The sequence below is a fragment of the Bordetella muralis genome, from assembly GCF_965139205.1.
In the GTDB taxonomy this organism is placed as follows: domain Bacteria; phylum Pseudomonadota; class Gammaproteobacteria; order Burkholderiales; family Burkholderiaceae_B; genus Bordetella_A; species Bordetella_A muralis.
This window is the reverse complement of record NZ_CBCSIU010000017.1, coordinates 37,075-57,154: the sequence shown is the minus strand read 5'-3', so window position 1 is coordinate 57,154 and position 20,080 is coordinate 37,075. Positions and strand designations below refer to the sequence as shown.

17 protein-coding genes are annotated in these 20,080 nt (G+C 59.1%); 7 read left to right on the top strand and 10 right to left on the bottom strand.

Annotated elements, in window-relative coordinates:
- Window positions 1–6: 6 nt before the first annotated feature.
- Window positions 7–636 carry a hypothetical protein gene (locus ACNA0I_RS20440; protein WP_415807869.1) on the bottom strand — a complete coding sequence of 210 codons (630 nt, stop codon included), beginning with the start codon at window positions 634–636 and terminating at the stop codon, window positions 7–9.
- A 10-nt stretch (window positions 637–646) separates the two neighbouring features.
- Entirely contained in the window at window positions 647–1,555 is a 909-nt protein-coding gene (locus ACNA0I_RS20435; protein ID WP_415807868.1) for a hypothetical protein, read from the bottom strand.
- A gap of 17 nt (window positions 1,556–1,572) precedes the next feature.
- Between ACNA0I_RS20435 and ACNA0I_RS20430 the strand changes: the two genes are divergently transcribed.
- Together ACNA0I_RS20430 and ACNA0I_RS20425 are read left to right on the top strand one after the other, a co-directional pair.
- Window positions 1,573–2,220 carry a phosphatase PAP2 family protein gene (locus ACNA0I_RS20430; RefSeq protein WP_415807867.1) on the top strand — a complete coding sequence of 216 codons (648 nt, stop codon included), beginning with the start codon at window positions 1,573–1,575 and terminating at the stop codon, window positions 2,218–2,220.
- Between the two features lie 220 nt (window positions 2,221–2,440).
- Window positions 2,441–3,040 carry a nitroreductase family protein gene (locus ACNA0I_RS20425; protein ID WP_415807866.1) on the top strand — a complete coding sequence of 200 codons (600 nt, stop codon included), beginning with the start codon at window positions 2,441–2,443 and terminating at the stop codon, window positions 3,038–3,040.
- A 354-nt stretch (window positions 3,041–3,394) separates the two neighbouring features.
- Here ACNA0I_RS20425 and ACNA0I_RS20420 read toward each other — a convergent pair whose 3' ends face one another.
- A complete protein-coding gene (locus ACNA0I_RS20420; RefSeq protein WP_415807865.1) occupies window positions 3,395–4,318 on the bottom strand; it encodes a LysR family transcriptional regulator in 924 nt (307 codons plus the stop codon).
- A gap of 112 nt (window positions 4,319–4,430) precedes the next feature.
- Between ACNA0I_RS20420 and ACNA0I_RS20415 the strand changes: the two genes are divergently transcribed.
- The 3 genes from ACNA0I_RS20415 (at window position 4,431) to ACNA0I_RS20405 (ending at window position 7,667) form a co-directional block, all read left to right on the top strand.
- Entirely contained in the window at window positions 4,431–5,396 is a 966-nt protein-coding gene (locus ACNA0I_RS20415) for a Bug family tripartite tricarboxylate transporter substrate binding protein (RefSeq protein ID WP_415807864.1), read from the top strand.
- A 34-nt stretch (window positions 5,397–5,430) separates the two neighbouring features.
- A complete protein-coding gene (locus ACNA0I_RS20410; protein ID WP_415807863.1) occupies window positions 5,431–6,594 on the top strand; it encodes a mandelate racemase/muconate lactonizing enzyme family protein in 1,164 nt (387 codons plus the stop codon).
- Window positions 6,595–6,806: 212 nt separating this feature from the next.
- Window positions 6,807–7,667: an amidohydrolase family protein gene (locus tag ACNA0I_RS20405; protein WP_415807862.1), complete on the top strand. Its 861-nt coding sequence runs from the start codon at window positions 6,807–6,809 to the stop codon at window positions 7,665–7,667.
- A 52-nt stretch (window positions 7,668–7,719) separates the two neighbouring features.
- Here ACNA0I_RS20405 and ACNA0I_RS20400 read toward each other — a convergent pair.
- The coding region (locus tag ACNA0I_RS20400) for a helix-turn-helix transcriptional regulator (RefSeq protein ID WP_415807924.1) at window positions 7,720–7,960 on the bottom strand (241 nt) is incomplete at its 3' end.
- 935 nt (window positions 7,961–8,895) lie between these two features.
- On the opposite strand from ACNA0I_RS20400, the gene ACNA0I_RS20395 reads away from it, so the two are divergent.
- Window positions 8,896–11,130: a TonB-dependent siderophore receptor gene (locus ACNA0I_RS20395; RefSeq protein ID WP_415807861.1), complete on the top strand. Its 2,235-nt coding sequence runs from the start codon at window positions 8,896–8,898 to the stop codon at window positions 11,128–11,130.
- Window positions 11,131–11,246: 116 nt separating this feature from the next.
- Here the strand turns inward: ACNA0I_RS20395 and pstB are convergent, their stop codons facing one another.
- From pstB to ppk1, 5 genes are all read right to left on the bottom strand, one after another.
- Window positions 11,247–12,056, bottom strand: a complete 810-nt coding sequence (gene pstB / locus ACNA0I_RS20390) for a phosphate ABC transporter ATP-binding protein PstB (RefSeq protein ID WP_415807860.1) — start codon at window positions 12,054–12,056, stop codon at window positions 11,247–11,249.
- A 42-nt stretch (window positions 12,057–12,098) separates the two neighbouring features.
- Entirely contained in the window at window positions 12,099–12,956 is an 858-nt protein-coding gene (gene pstA / locus ACNA0I_RS20385) for a phosphate ABC transporter permease PstA (protein WP_415807859.1), read from the bottom strand.
- Window positions 12,957–12,986: 30 nt separating this feature from the next.
- Window positions 12,987–14,003 (bottom strand): phosphate ABC transporter permease subunit PstC, encoded by a 1,017-nt coding sequence (gene pstC, locus ACNA0I_RS20380; protein WP_415807858.1) that lies wholly within the window; start codon window positions 14,001–14,003, stop codon window positions 12,987–12,989.
- Between the two features lie 111 nt (window positions 14,004–14,114).
- Complete coding sequence (gene pstS / locus ACNA0I_RS20375) at window positions 14,115–15,155, bottom strand: phosphate ABC transporter substrate-binding protein PstS (RefSeq protein ID WP_415807857.1); 1,041 nt, start codon at window positions 15,153–15,155, stop codon at window positions 14,115–14,117.
- A 143-nt stretch (window positions 15,156–15,298) separates the two neighbouring features.
- A complete protein-coding gene (gene ppk1 / locus ACNA0I_RS20370) occupies window positions 15,299–17,368 on the bottom strand; it encodes a polyphosphate kinase 1 (protein ID WP_415807856.1) in 2,070 nt (689 codons plus the stop codon).
- A 179-nt stretch (window positions 17,369–17,547) separates the two neighbouring features.
- On the opposite strand from ppk1, the gene ppx reads away from it, so the two are divergent.
- Window positions 17,548–19,035 (top strand): exopolyphosphatase, encoded by a 1,488-nt coding sequence (gene ppx, locus ACNA0I_RS20365; protein ID WP_415807855.1) that lies wholly within the window; start codon window positions 17,548–17,550, stop codon window positions 19,033–19,035.
- Between the two features lie 146 nt (window positions 19,036–19,181).
- Here ppx and ACNA0I_RS20360 read toward each other — a convergent pair whose 3' ends face one another.
- Entirely contained in the window at window positions 19,182–19,982 is an 801-nt protein-coding gene (locus tag ACNA0I_RS20360) for a GNAT family N-acetyltransferase (RefSeq protein WP_415807854.1), read from the bottom strand.
- Window positions 19,983–20,080: the final 98 nt, after the last annotated feature.

Sequence of the window (20,080 nt, the reverse complement as noted above, 5' to 3'; positions counted from 1 at the left end):
CCGCAGTCACATGTTCTCAATCCAGAAATACATCTCAAGCGCCGCGCACGCCACAATGCCGATCAACATCAACAGCGCGACGGCAGCCCCCCGCCCAGGAGATCGATTCGAACGTTCGTAAACTACGCAGAATATGCCGATGTAAACCGCGAAAAAGGCAATGGCGCCAAACAGAGGCTGTACGAGAAACCCGAGCACCCCTGCAATGGCAGCCAATACAATCGACAGCGCCCCCATCGTGCGGCGCTCGCCCTTCGACATAGGCTGGCGCAGGCCTGCGGACAAGCGTGCATCGTAATGTCGGCCAGTCTCTGATGTTGCCATGGGCGCTTGTACAGGCGAGGCACTCGCTTGCCCATTCGTATCGATATGATCCGCTGCAGGCACGATGACAGCGGACGATGATGGCTCAGTCGCAGCAACCGTTGAAGACGCGCCGGCCGAAGTCGAGTCAGACGCTCCCGCTCGCCCCAACACCTCGGGTACAAGCCCCGAGAAAATCGACGATGTGGCCACACTCGCGATGCCGACGGTGACCAGACAACTGCTGCACGTCGTCGACGTCGATCCGCCCCCAGCCGCTGACAGATTATCCTGGCGCCCAGAGGGATCGAACTGATCAGGCAGACGATACAAGGCAAACTCCTCAATGACCCGCCGGGCCAGACAAGGGGACAGGCGGAGACACCTGCCAAGGTAGATCCAACGCCCCGGCCAACGGGTCATGCCGGCTCTCACATACCGGGCACCAGGGGAGTTGGAAGACCTTGTCACGCACACTGGACAAGGACTGTAAATTCAAACTGACGCTATGTTCGATGAACGGCAGCAGGCCGCCAGGCGCCGTCAACAAAGGCGCCAACAAGGCAGCGATCGTGTGCGGTCGGGTCGACACGGCGGGTTTGGCAGGGCCTGACAAATCGCCCCAGCGATGAGCAACACGATGCCCCAGGCATGCGACGCACGCCGTATCGCCTGGCACAACGTACGGGCCAATACTCACCGTGTGGTGATACGCCGTATCGATGAACAAGTGCCGCTGCCGCGGCCGCAACGCGGCATAGGACCTCAACGCGGACTCCCATTGAGCATTGGTGCGCACGACGAGCAGGAGATCCTCGATATTGCCATCCGTGGCGGCAACGGCATCAGGCGGCACATCGCCCTGCAATGCGATTCGGTATTCCGCGACCATCGTGGTCAATACCGGCATCAACGCATCACACGGATCCCCTAGCCACGCGACCGAAAAACGGTTGACCTCGCCCAACGCCCGAGGCGGCACCAACGCCCCGACCCGCCGTATCTGACGCACCGCTGCGCCACATTCCGGATCATCCCGCAACGAGGACAAACTCCCGTTTTGCCATGCCTGAAAAACGCGATGTACACAAGCATCGGAGACGGCTTCGTCTACGATATAGGTTTCGTCGGCACCACCAGTCAACACGAGCAGCATACGCCCGTCATGCGCCTGCTCCAGCAACGTCCAGGCTGGACTGTTGACCCAGCGGTCGCCAGGATGAGATAAGGCCGCGCTCGAGTTATCTGTCATCAACCTGCAAAACAATAATGGTGCAAGAATCGGAGTTTACCGGTGATCGAGAGATATCGGATCATCCCTGGCGAGAAGCCATCGGCTGGATGCTGCTTTCGAGTCTGCTGTTTCTCATCGGCTACAGCCTGACCAATCGCTGGGCGGCGGCCCAGCCCGACGCCGTGTCATGGCATACCGCGTGGGACGACAAGATTCCCTTTCTGGCCTGGACGATCTGGCCTTACCTCAGCCTGAACCTCATTTTTCCCTGCACGTTTTTCGCGTTCGAGCGCCTGCACGCATTGCGGCGGCATGCTGCCCGCATTGTGGCGGCGCAACTAACCTGCTTTGCGGCATTTGCGCTCGTTCCCTCGATCAACGTACGCCCGTTGCCCCAGCCGGATGGAGTGACAGGCCTGCTCTTTAGCCAATTGAGGGCATTTGAGCAGCCCTACAACATGTTCCCGTCACTGCATGCGGCGACGCTGCTATTGGTCTGGTCAGCGTGGTTGCCGCAGTTACAGCATCACCGCCTGGCTCGCTGGGCATGGCATGGCTGGTGCCTGCTGGTGCTGGTTTCCACGGTCACGACATGGCAGCACGATCTCTGGGACATTGCGGCCGGACTGGCGGTCGGATTCGCCACTCTGGTGATCTGGCCCATGCGATCCGTTTCGCATTGACGTCCCCTGCCAGGCCAACTCCCTACTCCCGTGCGGGGGCAAAAGGAAAGGTGGATGGCCGGCATTTTCCCCTGGGGGCTCCATTAGCACCACCAGAGGAACAATTTGTCCTACGCCAAAACGTGCTTTTTCCGGCGAAAACCGGTGACGTTGATGCAACGCAGCAGTTAGAATTTGCCCGTACTTTCACTGTCTATCTATTAGTCGGGAGACTTCTTTCATGAGCAACGCCTTTCTTGAAGCGCTGAAGCAACGCCGCACCCAATATGCATTGGGTCGCAACCTGTCGGCCTCGAAAGCGGAACTGACCGCCCTGATCCAGGACGCCATCAAGCACAGCCCCTCGTCATTCAACTCGCAAAGCTCGCGAGCCGTCATCCTGTTTGGCGCCGAAAGCGACAAAGTCTGGCAAATCGCGATTGACGAGGTCCGCAAAGTCGCCCCGGCCGAAGGCTTTGACAAAACCGAAGCCAAACTCAAGAGCTTTGCCGCCGGCGTAGGCACTGTCCTGTTCTACGAAGACCAAGACGTCGTGCGCAGCCTGCAAGAACAGTTCGCCCTGTACGCTGACAACTTCCCCGTCTGGTCGGAACAATCGGGCGGCATGGCCCAGCTGTCCACCTGGGCAGCCCTGGCCAACGCCGGCGTAGGCGCCAGCCTGCAGCACTACAACCCGCTCATCGACGCCGCCGTCGCTGCCGAATGGAACATCCCCGCCAGCTGGAAATTGCGCGCCCAGATGCCCTTTGGCTCGAACGAAGCCTCCTTCGGCGACAAAGCCTTCATGGACGACGCCGAACGCTTCCGCGTAGTCGGCTAACCAGCAAAAAAGCCCCGACGTACCCGCAAAGCCAGCGGCTCCGACCCACCGTAGCCGCAGCTTTGCCATCCCACGTCCGCCGCATTCCCTCATCGTCCGCCGCACTTTCTCGTCGTCCGTCGCATTTCCTCAATGCGAGTCCCGGCCGCGTGCCTGAGCGAGGTGCCGGGCCGTAGAGCACGGATTTAGCCTCGCGCAGCGAGGCCGAGGCCCCTGGTCATGGGCCGAGTCCGTGCGATAGGCCCGGCACCTCGCTCAGGCACGCGGCCGGGACGTCTCCATAGAGACACCTCCGAACAGCAACGAACACTCCACCGCTACGCCTCGCAACATCTGTTCTAGGCGCGCCCTCCTTTACCGCCAAACCGCCCCGCCCGAAAGCCGAGCAAACGCCTCCCCGAGAAAATCAACAAACACCCGCACCCGCCGCGCCATTTGATGCCGCTGCGGATAAACCGCGTAGATATTCGCCTCAGGCGTCCGATAGTTCCTCAGCACCACCTGCAATCGCCCGCTCTCCAGATACCGGGCTACGTCCCACTCCGCCCGCATGATGATGCCCAGCCCATCCAGTGCCCACTGCACCGCGATGTCGCCGTCATTCGTCACCAGCGGCCCGTTGATCTTGGCCAACTCCGACCCTTGCGCCGAGGACAATCGCCACAGGCCATGCGCCTCATCCCCGTGCCGGATCGCAATGCAATGATGACGCGCCAGATCGCGCGGCGTCTTCGGCACCCCATACTTTTGCAGGTAATCCGGCGAGGCACACAATAGCCGCCGATTATTCGCGAGTTTCCGCGCGACCATACGCGAGTCGGGAGGCTCGCCAAAACGGATACACACATCAAAAGAGTTATCCGATGCCGGCGGCGGATTGACGGTCAATTGCAGCTCGACATGTACCTTGGGATAACGCTGATAGAACCTCGATATCAGGGGCGCAATATGGTTGCGCCCAAAACCCAGCGTGGCATTGACTCTCAGCAATCCCTGAGGCTCGACACGCGATTTTGATAGATAGTGCTCAAAATCCTGAATATCCGAAAGAATGCGCCGGGCGTGACTGAGATATTCCTCTCCCTCTGCCGTCAGGCTCATTCGCCGCGTCGTCCGCGCCAACAGCGCCACGCCGAGCCGTTCCTCCAATAATTTCAGGCGGCGTGTCGCCGCCGGCGGAGAAATTCCCAACTCCCTGGCCGCCGCGGTCAGGCTGCCCGCATTCACCAACAGACTGAAAAAAGCCATCTCGGCAGAAGCACCCGTCAACTCGTTCATTATTAACCTGGGGCTGAAAAGTAGAGTCAGTTTTGGGCCATTTTAAACACCCATAACCCGTGTCTAATTTCTGCATGCAGGACTTCCATTCATAAAACAAACCGGAGACAACATGCATAAATTACAGAAACTCTTGCTGATAGGCGCGTGCGTAGCTACGTTTGCCTCGCACGCCACCACGACCTATCCCACACGCCCCGTCACCGTCGTCGTTCCTTATTCCCCAGGGGGAACAACGGACATCATGGCGCGCATTGCCTCACAAGCGCTCATGGAGTCCACGGGCCAATCCTTTGTGGTCGAAAACAAGGGTGGCGCCAGCGGCACGATCGCCATGGGCTTTGTCGCCAACGCGCAGCCCGATGGCTATACCCTGCTATCCAACGAGATGACGCAGACCATCGTGCCCAGTCTGTTTCCATCCCTCACGTTCGATCCCATCAAAGATCTGGACGGCGTTTCCATCTATGCAGAAGCCCCCTATGTACTGACCGTCAGCTCAAAACTGCCCGTCAATACACTGCAGGAGCTGGTCGACTATGCCAAAGCCAATCCCGGCAAGGTCAATTTCGCATCGGGGGGTGTCGGCAGCGGCCCCCACATGGCAGGTGAACTCCTGAAATCTGTCGCAGGCATCGATATGACTCATGTGCCCTACAAGGGCTCAGGGCCGGCACTGAATGATCTGCTCAGCGGCCAAGTCGATGTATTGATTACTGCAGCTCCCACTGCCGCGCCCTATGTCGATTCCGGCCGCCTCAAGGTATTGGCCGTCGCTCACGACAAACGCGTCAGCACGTTGCCCAAGGTACCCACAGCGGCAGAGGCCGGTTTCCCCGAGTTTCGCGTTGCCAATTGGTTCGGATTTGCCGTACCCAAAGGAACACCCAGCGCGGTCAGCCAGACCTTATTTGCAGACCTCAAGCAAGCATTGGATAAGCAGAGCTTTCGCGACAAGCTCATCGCAGCGGGTGCGGAGCCCGTCACGATGACACCGGAGCAGACCAAGCAATTCATCGAGAACGAAGCCCAGAGATGGGGTGCGCTCATCAAGAAAGCCAACATCGTCAATAACTGACAACCCACGCATCAACGACAGGGAACCCAGCAGCATGAAGATCAAGAAAGTAGAACCTTTGCACGTAGGCCAATTCATGTTCGCGCGTATCACGACTGATGCGGGCATCATTGGTTTCGGTGAAGCCGGAACCTGGGGTCACATCCAGGCGGCCGGGGCCTGCATTGCCCGCTTTGCAGAGTATCTGGAGGGCAAAGACCCGTTCCCCATCGAACATCACTGGAACGTCATGCATCGTTTCAGCTATTTTCAGGGGCTCGCCGAAAACGCCGCCATCTCTGCGATCGATATGGCATTGTGGGACATCAAAGGCAAGGCCCTCGGCGTGCCGATCTATGAACTGCTCGGCGGCGCAGCGCGCACCAAGGCTCGTATCTACGGCCATATCTACGAAAACACCATAGAAAAAATGCTGGTCGAATGCGAAGCAAAAATGAATGCCGGCTTCACCGCGTTTGGCCATTTGAATCCATTCCTGGACGAAGGACACGATCAGGTCTACTTCAAGACGCATATCAAAAAGATGCGTGATGCAATCGACAACACGGAACGTATGCGCGAAGTCGTTGGAGACCGCGTGGATCTGCTGATCGAAATCCATCGGCGGCTGACGCCGGCAGAGGCCATCACCTTTTCCCACGGTATTGAGCACACCCATCCGATGTTCATAGAAGACCCCATTCGCCCTGAAAGCAATGATGCGATGGCGCGTGTGGCGGAGAAAATCAATATTCCGATCGCGACGGGTGAACGCTTCTCTACGCTGTACGAATTCGAAGCACTGCTGGCGAGAAACGGTGCGGAGTACGCACGCGTAGACCTGTGTCTATGCGGCGGCATTACGGGCGCCAAGAAGGTCGCGGCCATCGCCGAAGCCCATCAGGTGCAGGTCGTACCGCACAATCCCCTATCGCCCATCGGCCTGGCTGCCTGCTTGCAAGTCGCTGCCGCCATTCCCAACTTTGCCATTCAGGAATACGCAACGGGCTTCGAAGCGGGGATTTTCGAATCACGTGCGGAACACCTGGGCAGCGATGTCGTCGATGTGGTTCCTCTGCCAACAGACGGCTTTGTCGACATCCCGACAGGCCCTGGCCTGGGCATGAATCTGCTGCCAGATGCCCAAAAAATTCGCCCACCGCTGACCAAACCGATTTCCATGCGACGCCATTTTGACGGATTTGTCGTCGATCAATAAGCGATACAGCAGAACCCGTGCGCCGGCTCGTGTCACGCGCCGGCCATCTGCTATGGCCCTCTCGCGTGAATTGGTTTTGATGGGGCCGCTGACAAGCGCGGTATTGAAACCCGTACTCGCACGGGGTGGTCTTTTTTCTTGCATGCTTAAAATCGAGGATTGCCGCCCACAACAGACTGGGCTCTCCCTTTTGACAGCATGCAGGAACACTCGTGACCGCACCGACTCAAGCCGCCTCCGAAATCCCAGCTACCGCATCGCACGAGGTGCAATTCCTGCCCGCAAATGCCTGCGATTCGCACATTCACATTTACAACCCCGACTTGATCGCAGCACCAGCCGCGCCCAATCCCCTGGCATCCTGCACCGCGCAGGCCTATCGGCAAGTGCGAGACGAACTAGGCCTGCAGCGCGCCGTGGTCGTCACCCCTGCGCCTCATGTCACGGACAATCGCGTCACGCTGGACGCCATCGAGCAATTGGGCGCCAGTCAGACGCGCGGTGTCGGTGTGGTGTTCCCTGACGTGTCTGACGGCGAATTGCAAACTCTGCATCAAGGCGGCATTCGCGGCATCCGCTTTACTGTCGCCATCGCCCATACCTCGATTGTGCGTATCGATATGATCGAGCCGCTGGCCAGGCGCATTGCCTCGCTGGGGTGGCATGTACAACTGCACATGACGCCCGCGCAGATCGCGGAAAACGCTGACATGATTTTGCGCCTGCCCTGCACGGTGGTGTTTGACCACCTGGGGCGCATGGCGCCGACGACAGATGCCTATGAAGCAGCGCGGCGAGTCGTCCATACACGGCTGCAAGGAGGCACGGGCTGGGTCAAGCTATCGGGCCATTATCTGGCAGGCGGCGTCGACTCGGCGGCGCCTGTCGCCAATGAACTATTGCAGGCTGCACCCGAGCGATTGGTATGGGGATCCGACTGGCCCCATCCGACGGAGATGCCGACACCACCCGCTACCGCGTCGACATTGGCAGCGCTGCACACCTGGGTGCCAGACAGCGAATTACGCGCTCGCATCCTCGTGGATAACCCGGCAGAGCTATACGGATTCTGACACGCTGAAGAAACGCCTGAACGTCATCATTCAGGCACTCGCCGCCCGGCTNGCCCGGGCGGTATGCCATATCGCTGACGAAATGCCGTGGCGAAGTTCGCCGGGCTGGAATAGCCTGCAATCAATGCCGCCTGGGTCACGCTGATCGCGTCGCGTTCCAGCGCCATACGCGCACGGTCCAGGCGCGCGTCGCGCAGATAAGCAAACACCGTTTTGCCCCAGACCGCACGAAAATGACGCTGCAGGGTATTCACGCTCAGGCAGGCATGCTTGGCAATCTGCACCAGGCTCATCTCGTCGGCCTCCCCACTGTCGAGCAACTCGCGCACCTGCTCCATCCGGGATCGCTCTCGCTGCCGCAACCCGTCGGCCACCGGTGACAGCACCGCGCCGCTCAGGCTGCTCAACGCCTCCACCGCCAGACCGAGCGACCGGGATTCTTGATACATGCGCAGCAATGCGCCGTCCAGCTCAGACGGCGCCAACAGTTGCTCGACCAATGCGATGGCATGCGCAGAGGCATTCCAGGGATGTACCGACAGATGCTGCCGGGCGAACGCCAGACATGAAGGCAAAGCCTCCCCTAAACGCTGCTGTAGCCACGTGTCGCTCACGGTCAGACTGACACTGCGCTCGAGATCGCCTCGACGGGACTGCCGCTTGAACGCGGCGGGCTGCGTCAAAGCCACCACGGCCCCGCACGCGCCGCCATCCGGCCGAGGCCCTAACAGCAAGCGGTATCCGTCGTAGCTGACGTCGGCCTTGCCACCCACCGTCAGGGCAATACGCAGCCCAGGTTGCAAGTGGGCATGTACCGCAACGCCCTGCAAGTCGCGCGCATCCACTCGATGCAGACTCAGGCCATCGGCTAGCTGCACCGTATCCACCACCCCCTCAAACATGGGGCGGTTCGTGCCAGGCGCCACCACGGCGTAGTGCACCGCGCTATGGCGCGCCTGCCGGTGCAAGGCGGGTTCGTCGAGCAAGGGAGCGTTGCGCCGCAGTGCCGCGCTATGACTGAGCGATACCGAACTCATACAGATACGAACAGAGAGAAATGGGGATTTAGCAAAACAATCTAGTGTGCAAGCAAAGCCCAGACCTGAGCTTTGCTGACATAATCCTGACGTAAAAATGATAGTGTAAATCATTCCCAATAACACATATCAGGCGCGCCACGAATGTAACTGATGGCGCGCTATCTATTGCGCACCCCGGAGAAATCGGCATGTCCACGCCACCCTTCAAGCGCCAGTATCTAGGCGCCCTGATTACTCTCGCCCTCTCAGGTACCGCTCTGGCCCAAAGCCAGGCTGACGCTCCCCTGCCAAACGACTCTGCCGTCGTACAGGAAATGTCCGCCGTTGAGGTCCTCGGTACGGCAGAGGAAGAAGTGAAAGAATCATTGGGGGTGTCCGTGATCACTGCTGAAGAGATTCAGCGCCGTCCTCCCACCAACGATTTGTCCGACATCATCCGTCGCGAACCCGGCGTGAACCTGACCGGCAATAGCTCCAGCGGCGCACGCGGCAACAGCCGTCAAATCGATATCCGCGGCATGGGCCCGGAAAACACGTTGATCCTGATCGATGGCAAACCGGTGGAGTCGCGCAACTCGGTACGCTACGGTTGGAATGGCGATCGCGATACCCGCGGCGACACCAACTGGGTCCCCGCAGAAGAAGTCGAGCGCATCGAAGTCATCCGCGGCCCTGCCGCTGCGCGCTACGGTTCAGGCGCCATGGGCGGTGTGGTGAACATCATCACCAAACAGCCCAGCGACAAGCCCACGGCCTCCGCCACCTACTACATCAACCAGCCGGAAGACAGCGACGAGGGCAATACCAATCGCGTCAATGCGCGTTTGTCCACACCGATCTCGGACACGCTCAGCATGCGGGTCTATGCCAACTACAGCAAGACCAATGCCGATGACCGCAACATCAACGCGGATCATGCGACGGTCGATGAAAACGGCATCGCCAATACGTCCGGCCGCGAAGGGGTGATCAATCAGGACATCAATGCCCTGTTTGCATGGCGTCCGGACACTCGCAACACGCTCGAATTCGAAATGGGCTTCAGCCGCCAGGGCAACATCTATGCCGGCGACACGATGAACAACGCCAACAGCGAGTTCTCCGACAGCCTGTATGGCAAAGAAACCAACGCCATGTATCGCGAGAATTTCGGCTTGACGCATCGAGGCAACTACGACTGGGGGACCTCTCGTTCGGAACTGTCATACGATTACACGCGCAACGCCCGTCAAGCCGAGGGTTTGGCTGGCGGTCCCGAAGGCGCGCCGACCGATCTAGGCAAAAGCACGGCACGCCTGCGCAGTTTGCGCGCGGCCAGCGAGGCCAGTGTGCCTTTCACGCTCGGCCTGCAGCAAGTAGCGACTGTCGGGGTGGAATACCTGCATGAATCGCTGGACGACCCCTCGTCCCTGCGCCAGAGCTACGATACGGGCACTACAGGCAACGGTATCAACGGCACGCCCAGCGGCGATCGCCCGACCAGGACGAGCCAGGACAGCTACGCCCTTTTCTTCGAAGACAACATCCAGGCCGGCAAGCGCACCATCGTGACCCCGGGCTTGCGCTATGACCACAATAGCGAATTCGGCGGCAATTTCAGTCCGAGCTTGAACCTGTCGTTCAAAGCAACCGACTCGCTGCGCCTGAAGGGCGGTATTGCCCGCGCCTACAAAGCCCCCAACCTGTATCAGTCCAATCCCAACTACCTGCTCTACAGCCGCGGACAAGGCTGCTGGGCCGCCGAAAGCAACTCGGGTGGCTGCTACCTGGCGGGCAACGACAATCTGAAGCCGGAAATCAGCGTCAACAAGGAAATCGGTTTCGAATACGATCCAGGTACGTGGCGCGCCAGCGCCGCGTATTTCCGCAACGATTACAAAAACAAGATCGTTGCAGACACAGAGTATCTGTACCGCTTGAACAACGGCGCGCCCGTGCTGCAATGGACCAATAGCGGTAAAGCAGTTGTAGAGGGTTTTGAGGGTAACCTGTTCATCCCCCTGACCCCGACGTTGGACTGGAACACCAACTTCACCTACATGATGCAAACCAAGAACAAGGACACGGGCGAGCCGCTGAGCATCATTCCGAAGTACACCGTCAACAGCACGCTGGACTGGTTTTACACCCCCGAATGGTCGTTCCAGGCAAACGTGACGTACTACGGCAAGCAAAAAGGCCCGTCGATGAACCTGCGTACAGGTGAAACGCTGGAAGGCGAAGGCCGCCAGACTGTCAGCCCCTATGCCCTGGTGGGTCTGAGCGTAGGCTACGAGCCGAACAGCCACCTGCGTTTCCGCGTCGGGGTAAGCAACCTGTTCGACAAGAAGCTCTATCGCGAAGGCAACGCCAGCTCCGCCGGCGCTGCGACGTACAACGAGCCGGGCCGCGCTTATTACGCAACCATGACTGTGACGTACTGATCGCGAGCTCAGCGCGAATCGCTGACTGGAGCTTCGCCCTGTCGACGGTTTCCGCGATAAAGGTGCATAAAAAAAACGCCAGACAAGTCTGGCGTTTTTTTTTATGCTGCTGGCTATTAACCAAAACGACCCGTAATGTAGTCTTCGGTTTCTTTGCGAGCCGGCTTCACAAAGATCTGGTCGGTGTCGCCGAATTCCATCAGCTCGCCCAGATACATATAAGCAGTGTAGTCGGAACAACGAGCGGCCTGTTGCATGTTGTGGGTCACGATCACGACGGTGTAATCGCTCTTGAGCTCGGCGATCAGTTCTTCGATCTTTGCGGTCGAGATCGGATCCAGCGCCGAACAAGGCTCGTCCAGCAACAGCACTTCAGGTTTGATGGCCACGCCACGCGCAATACACAGACGTTGTTGCTGACCGCCCGACAAGCTATTGCCGCTTTGATGCAGCTTGTCTTTCACTTCGTTCCACAGCGCAGCCTTGCTCAAGGCCCATTCCACGCGCTCGTCCATTTCACCCTTGGACAGGCGCTCGAACAGTTTGACGCCGAAAGCGATGTTGTCGTAGATGCTCATGGGAAACGGCGTGGGTTTCTGGAACACCATGCCGACTTTGGCGCGGATCAACGAAATATCGGTCTTGGACGTGAGCAGGTTTTCGCCGTCGAGCAGAATTTCGCCCTCGGCGCGTTGGCCGGGGTACAACTCGAACATACGGTTGAACGTACGCAGCAGGGTCGATTTGCCGCAGCCCGACGGGCCGATGAACGCGGTGACCTTGTTCTCACGAATCGACATGTTCACATTGCGAATCGCGTGGAACTTGCCGTAGTAAAAATTCAGGTTCTTGACTTCGAGCTTGGACTTGGCTGCGGGAGCAGCGGCCGCGTTGGCAGCTTTGTCGGCGAGAACGGTATTTTCCATTTGTCTTCCTATCACCGGCGCCCCACGGCGCCGGCATGGCAATTACGATTTGCGGAACAGGCTGCGAGCCAGGATGTTGATGCTCAGCACCAGCAGCGTAATCAACGTGGCACCGGCCCAGGCCAGATCGTTCCAGTCTTTGAATGGGCTGGCCGCGTATTGGTAAATCACGACCGGCAGGTTGGACATGGGCGCATTCATGTTCCAAGACATAAACTGGTTCGACAACGCGGTGAACAGCAGCGGCGCGGTTTCACCCGAAATGCGGGCGATGGCCAACAAGATACCGGTAATGATCCCGGTCTTGGCAGCGCGATAGCAGACCAGGGTGATCATGCGCCATTTAGGGCAACCCAGGGCGGCCGTTGCCTCACGCAGGCTGTTGGGGACCAACAGCAGCATATTGTCGGTCGTGCGCACCACCACGGGAATCACCAGGATGGACAGTGCCAGCGCACCGGCCCAGCCGGAATAGTGTCCGACTTGGGACACGTATACGGCATAGATGAACAAGCCGATGATGATCGAGGGCGCGGACAACAGCACGTCGTTCAAGAAACGCGTCGCCGGCGCCAGCCAGCCGCGCTGGCCGTATTCAGCCAGATAGGTGCCCGCCAACACGCCGATCGGCGTGCCGATCAGCGTACCGACACCTGCCATCAGCACGCTGCCGACCACCGCGTTGATCAAACCGCCTTGTTGACCCGGAGGCGGCGTGATCTCGGTGAACAGCGTGAACGACAAGGCGGGTGCGCCTTTGAACAGCAGCGTCAGAATGATCCAGAACAACCAGAACAATCCGAACACCAGTGTGGTCAGCGAGATGGTCAGCATGACCTTGTTGACCAGATTGCGACGGCGATAAATGCCGTTGCTCATGTTGATTGCAGATTCAGCCATGTTTCTTCCCATTAACGTCCGGCAGACCGATCAGCTCTTTTTGCCTTCGGAGGCCGTCGCACGCAACAGCAGCACTTTCGACAGGGCCAGAACGATGGTGGTGATCAGGAACAGAATCAGACCCAGTTCCAGCAACGCGGATTTCTGGAGGCCCCCGGCTTCGTTGAACTCGTTGGCCAGTGCGGACGCAATCGAATTGCCCGGCGCAAACAACGAGCCCGGAAACTGAAAGGCGTTACCGATCACAAAGGTCACCGCCATGGTTTCACCCAAGGCACGTCCCAGCCCCAACATGATGCCGCCGATCACGCCCGTCTTGGTAAAGGGCAGAACCACGCGCCACATGACTTCCCAGGTCGTGCTGCCCAGGCCGTAGGCTGACTCTTTCAGCATGGTGGGCACCAGTTCGAACACGTCGCGCATCACGGCGGTAATGAACGGAATGACCATGATGGACAGGATCAGGCCGGCCGTGAAGATACCGATACCGAACGGCGGGCCGGCAAAGATGCCGCCAATCACGGGGATGCCCCCCAGCACGGAAATCAAGGTCGGCTGCACATACTGCTGGAAAATGGGCACAAAAACGAACAAGCCCCACATCCCGTAGATGATGGACGGAATGGCAGCCAGCATTTCAATTGCCGTACCCAAGGGGCGGCGCAGCCACGCGGGCGACAACTCGGTCAAAAATATCGCGATACCGAATGACACGGGTACCGCGATGATCAAGGCAATGGCCGAGGTCAGCAGCGTGCCGACAATCGGGACAATCGCGCCGTAGTTCTGCTGGACAGGATCCCAATCGTTGGTCCACAGAAACGACAAGCCATACTTGGCCAGTGTCTCGCGGCTGCCATAAATAAGGGACAGCATGATTGCTGCCAACAGAATGAACACCAGAAAGGCAAAAAGCCGCGTGGCGTTCTTGAACAGCGCATCCATTAGCGCGTTATTGTTTTGCTTCATAGGCGAAGGCGTACCGGTAGTGACGGAATCCGTCTGATGAGACTGGCGTGGCACACCATTATCCATTACCGCGCTCATGGATGGGCTTTCCTTGAAATACGCTTAGAGATACTCGGGCCTGGCGGCGCAGACGATGCGCGGACCTTGATGGGCCCGCGCATCGTTACATCTTAGTGGCTACTAAGATGCTTATTTCCAGACGGGTTTGCCGTCAGCGGACTTGATTTCGCTCCAGGTGGCGCGAATTTCAGCCGTCACGTTGTCAGGCAGCGGCACATAGTCCAGCGCTTCTGCGGACTTGGCGCCATTCTTGAAGGCCCAGTCAAAGAACTCGAGCACGGCGCGGCCTTGCTCGGGCTTGTCTTGAACCTTGTGCACCAGGATGAAGGTAGCAGCCGTCACGGGCCACGAAGCGGCGCCCGGCTCGTTGGTCAGGACCACGCCCATGCCAGGCGCGCTCTTCCAGTCGGCGTTGGCAGCAGCGGCAGCGAAAGCGGTTTGTTCGGGTTGCACGAACTTGCCGTCTTTGTTCTGCAGTTGCGTCCAGGCCAGCTTGTTCTGCTTGGCGTAGGCGTATTCGACGTAACCGATGGAGTTCTTCAGCTGGCCAACGTAGGCAGCGACGCCTTCGTTACCCTTGCCGCCCTGCCCGGTGGGCCACTTGACGGCTTTGCCTTCGCCAACCTTTTCTTTCCACTCAGGCGAGACTTTCGACAGGTAGTTCGTCCAGCCGAAGGTCGTGCCCGAACCGTCCGAACGGTGCACCACGATGATGTCCGACGAGGGCAGCTTCAGATCGGGGTTCAGCGCTTTGATCGCGGCGTCGTCCCATTTCTTGATCTTGCCCAGGAAGATATCGCCCAATACGGGGCCGGACAACTTCAGTTCGCCCGGCTTCACGCCGTCGACGTTGACCACAGCCACGGTACCGCCGATCACGGCCGGGAATTGCAGCAGACCGTTCTTTTCCAGGTCGTCGGCCTTCAGGGGATCGTCCGAGGCGCCGAAATCAACGGTCTTGGCTTTGATCTGTTGCTGACCGCCGCCCGAACCGATCGATTGGTAGTTCACTGCGGTATTGGTCGCAGCCTTGTATTCCGACGCCCACTTGGCGTAGACCGGGTACGGGAACGAAGCACCAGCGCCGGTGATATCAGCAGCCTGTACAGCAAAAACGGCGCCGCTCAGCGCAACACCGATGGTAATTTGTTTGAATACGCGGTTGAACATTCGAATTCCTTCTGTGTTCGTTTAGGAGGTCGCGGCGGGCTGTTTCCGCCCGTCCGATCATCGACGTAACGAATGTTAGAAGCCCAACATGACAAGACCATGACAGTCACATACACGAAACGTGTCAGTGTGGGCTGGCGGCCTTATTTCAGCCGTTCCATCAGGAATTCGTGCATATTGAACGCCGCGCGACGGTTGCGCACACGGCTAGAGGTACCGTCGGGCTGCTGATCCCAGGCCAATTGATTGTCGCGCCAGGCATAGGTAAAGGCCTCGTCTATGACCCTCTTTTTCAGATCCTTGTCCCGCACCGGAAACGCAATCTCGACGCGGCGGAAGAAATTCCGGTCCATCCAATCGGCCGAGGACAGATACACGGGCTCGTCGCCATCGGCATAGAAATAAAACACCCGGGAATGCTCGAGGAATCGCCCGACAATGGAGCGCACCCGGATGTTTTCCGAGAGGCCTGGCACCCCTGCTCGCAGCGCGCATACGCCTCGCACCACCAGATCGATCTTGACTCCGGCCTGGCTGGCCTTGTAGAGCTCGGCGATGATCTGTTCCTCGAGCAGGGAATTCATTTTGGCCATGATTTTGGCCTTGCGTCCCTGTTTCGCGGCACGGATTTCCGCCTGGATCAGAGACATCATGGTCTCGTGCATGGTAAACGGCGATTGCAGCAGCGACTTCAGCGTCCGGCGCGCGCCCAAGCCCGTCAGCTGGGCAAAGACCTTGTCCATGTCCTCGCACAAATCTGGATCCGCGGTCAGCAGACCAAAATCGGTGTATAGCCGTGCGGTGCGCGGATGGTAGTTGCCGGTGCCCAGGTGAGCGTACCGGCGCAGCCGCCCTTTTTCGCGGCGCAGCACCAATGCCATTTTGGCGTGCGTCTTGTGCGCCACCACGCCATACACCACATGCGCCCCTACCTCCTCCAGGCGAGCGGCCCAATTGATATTGGTCTGCTCGTCGAAACGGGCCATCAACTCGACCACGACGGTCACTTCCTTGCCGGCGCGCGCCGCCGCCAGCAGGATTTTCATCAATTCGGAGTCTTCGCCGGTGCGATAGATGGTCTGTTTGATCGCCATCACGTCCGGATCCACTGCCGCGGCCGTCAGGAAATCGATCACGGGTTGGAATGACTGGTAGGGGTGATGCAACAACTGATCGGCACGGGCGACGGCCGCGAACAACTCCGCAGGTTTGTCGGCAACCCTGTCCAGCGGCGGCGGAACGGAGCCGTGGTGAGGCGTAAACAACAGATCCGGACGGTTGTCGACGTTGCACAACTGCATCAGCCTGGACAGGTTGACCGGGCCGTTCACGCGATACGTATCATCGGCTGTCAGCGAGAATTCCCGCTGCAGATAAGTTTCCAGATCGTCGGGCGTCAACCGGTCGATCTCCAGACGTACGGCGGCGCCGAAGTTGCGCTGCGACAGTTCGCCCTGCAGGGCGTGGCGCAGGTTGGTAACTTCTTCTTCGTCGACAAACAGGTCGCTGTTGCGCGTCACCCGCCATTGATAGCAACCGAGCATTTCCAGCCCCGGGAACAACTCGCCGACAAAAGCGCGCAGCAACGAGGTCAGCAGGATGTAGCCGTCGGGCTTGCCGGAGAGCTCGGGCGGCATTTTGATCAATCGCGGCAGCGCTCGCGGCGCCTGCACGATGGCAATCGAGGCCTGGCGGCCGAACGCGTCTGCACCCGACAAGGCCACAATAAAATTGAGGCTCTTGTTATAGACCCGCGGAAAAGGGTGAGCCGGGTCCAAGCCGATCGGCGTGAGCAAAGGCATCACGTCGCGATTGAAGACCTTGTGCGCCCATTGCTGTTGCTCGGCATTCCATTCCGAAGCGTGCAACAACGCAATTCCCTCGGCATCCAGGCAGGGAAAAATCTCGTCATTGAGCAGGGTGTATTGGCGATCCACCAGAACGTGGACCTTTTCCTGTACGCGCGCAAAAGCCTCTGAAGGGGTCAAGCCATCAGCCCCGACCAAGGCGGGATTCTGACGCAGTTGTTCCTTGAGGCTGGAAATACGGATCTCGAAGAATTCGTCCAGGTTCGAGCTGACGATACATACGTAGCGCAGGCGCTCCAGCAGCGGCACCTGGGGATTCTCCGCCATCGCCAGCACCCGTTCATTGAACTTCAGCAGGGAAAGTTCACGGTTCAAAAACGGGGGCTCGACCAGCGACGTAGACATACCGGGTTCCAATTCTAGAGACAAAGGCTGCGGTTTTACTGCAATTGTGTGACTATTCCATGACAGTCTGAAATATATGCCTAGCCTACGCCAAAACGATGACATCCGTTGGCGATTATGGGGCGCTGTCACATCGGTTCCTTATAATTGGCGCTCTTACAGCCTTATCGACATCCCGCATGGACCACCTCCTGGCCGCCGTAGACCTCGGTTCCAACAGTTTTCGCCTGTCTATCGGACGGGTCGTCCAACAAGAAGGCGGTCCCCAGATCTATCAGATCGACCGCCTCAAAGAAACCGTACGGCTGGCCGCGGGACTGGATCAGGACAAGCGGCTCAGCGACGAGGCGGTGGATCGCGCCGTGTCAGTCCTGGAGCGTTTTGGCGAACGCCTGCGCAGCTTTCATCCCAGCCGGGTGCGCGCCGTCGCGACCAATACGTTTCGCGTCGCCCGGAATACCCAGGAGTTTCTGCCCCGCGCCGAGGCGGCGCTGGGCTTTCCGATCGAGGTGATTGCCGGGCGCGAAGAAGCCCGGTTGATTTATCTGGGCGTAGTGCATTCCCTGCCGCCATCGGCCAACAAGCGGCTGGTGATCGACATCGGCGGCGGCTCGACAGAGGTCATCATCGGCAAGGGCTTTGAGCCGGGCTTGATGTCATCGCTCTATATGGGCTGTGTCAGCTACAGCCGGCAGTTTTTTCCCGATGGCGTCGTCGATGCCCATCAGATGAAGCAAGCCGAGCTCATGGCACGCCGGGAAATCGAAGTCATCGCCAAGCAATACCGCAAGACCGGCTGGAAAGAGGCGTATGGGTCCTCGGGTACGGCCAAGGCGTTGTACGCGATCCTGACGGAATGCGGTTTTTCCGAAGACGCCATCACGCGCGCGGGCTTGAACAAACTGAAAGAACGCATCATCCGCTCGGGCCAGGTCATTCCCGAGGAACTCCCCGGTATCAAGCTGGAACGGGCAGACGTGCTGCCCGGCGGCTTGGCCATCATGAGCGCCCTCTTTGACGAATTGGGCATCGACCGGATGCACACTGGCGAAGGCGCACTGCGTGTCGGGGTTCTGTATGACCTGCTGGGCCGCGACGCTGCCCACGACAAGCGCGACGAGTCCGTTCACCAGTTCATGAAGCGTTATCACATAGATAACAATCAGGCCCAACGTGTACGCCAGGCCGCGGTGACATTTTTCGACTCGATTTATGCTCCTGACGAAGGTCACAGCGAGCTGCGCAACGCATTGGGCTGGGCCGCCAATCTGCATGAAGTGGGGCTGTCAATCGCCCATAATGCCTACTACAAGCACACCGCCTACGTGCTGGACAATGCCGACATGCCCGGCTTTTCCCGGGCAGACCAGCAACTGCTGGCGCTGTTGGCGCTGGGGCATCAGGGCAAGCTGGTCAAACTCGAACCCCTCGTCCGAGACCGCAGCCAATGGATTGCCATCCTGTGCCTGCGCTTGGCAGTGTTGCTGATGCGCCGCCGTACCGACATTCCTCAACTGCCGTTGAGCGTGTCGGTTCGAGGCGAATCGATCGTGGTTCGAGTCAAGCAGGACTGGCTGACCAAGCACCCGCTCAGCGACTTTACCTTGCGCGCCGAAGAATCAGAATGGCGAAAAGTCGGTTTCTCGTTCGAGCTGCTTGAGTTCTAGCCGGAACGGGCGCGTGGCCCGCCGAATGAGCCGGATGCGCAGTCTTCTGAGGGCCCTCTGAACGGGGCTGCGCCCACTCCGCCCTGCACGGGCAGAAAGGGATTTGGGGGCAACTCCGCGTTTCCTTGAGAGCAGCCCTCGCATGATCAAATCACCTCGGCAGCAACGGGATCCAGCCCGAAATGGCGCCGGTAACGGCTGTCCATCTGGGTCATGTCCAACAGAACCGGAAAATCCGCGGCGTTGAAATCCGGGTCCCAGGCAGGCTCGCCGCAGATACGCGCACCCAGCTTCATATAACCCTTGATGAGCGGCGGGACGCGCGCGGGCAAGGTGCTGTTCAAGAGCTCGACGGGATAACGATGCAGCGGCTCGACGCGCGGGGCATCTGGATCTTTCAAGTGACTGGCGATATTGCGCCATACCTCGGCAGCCGTCACGCCGTCATCACGCAGACTGACACTGGCACAACCCAGCATATAGCGATAGCCGCCGCGGCGCATGAACTCGGCCAGACCGGACCACAGCAACATGATGGCAGCGCCGCTACGGTGTGCAGCATGCGTGCAAGAACGGCCGACTTCGACCAACTCGCCACGCAGCGCCCCGAGGCCGGACAGATCAAATTCGGACTCGGAATAATAGCCGCCCGCTGCGAGCGCCTTTTCCGGAGTCAAGATGCGATAAGTACCCACGACCCTGCCGGTGTCGAGCTCTCGCACCATCAAGTGCTCGCACCACGGATCAAAGCGGTCTTGCTCGATGCCATCCTGCGCATCGGGGAACACTGCCCCCATGTCCTCGGTAAAAACGGTATACCGCAGGCGCTGAATCTGCTCGACCTCATCGGCCGTGCTCGCCAAGCCCACGACCAAGACGTGCGAGGCAGAACCCGTCCAGGGTTCGGCGTTGTCACGCCGGGCATCGATACGTGCTAATTCGAGCATTGCGCAGGACTCCTTGAGGTATGCACAGTGTGGAGGCCGGATATGTCAGGCTTCTGACAAAAATATGACATGACCATGAAGTTTACGCCCATCCGAAC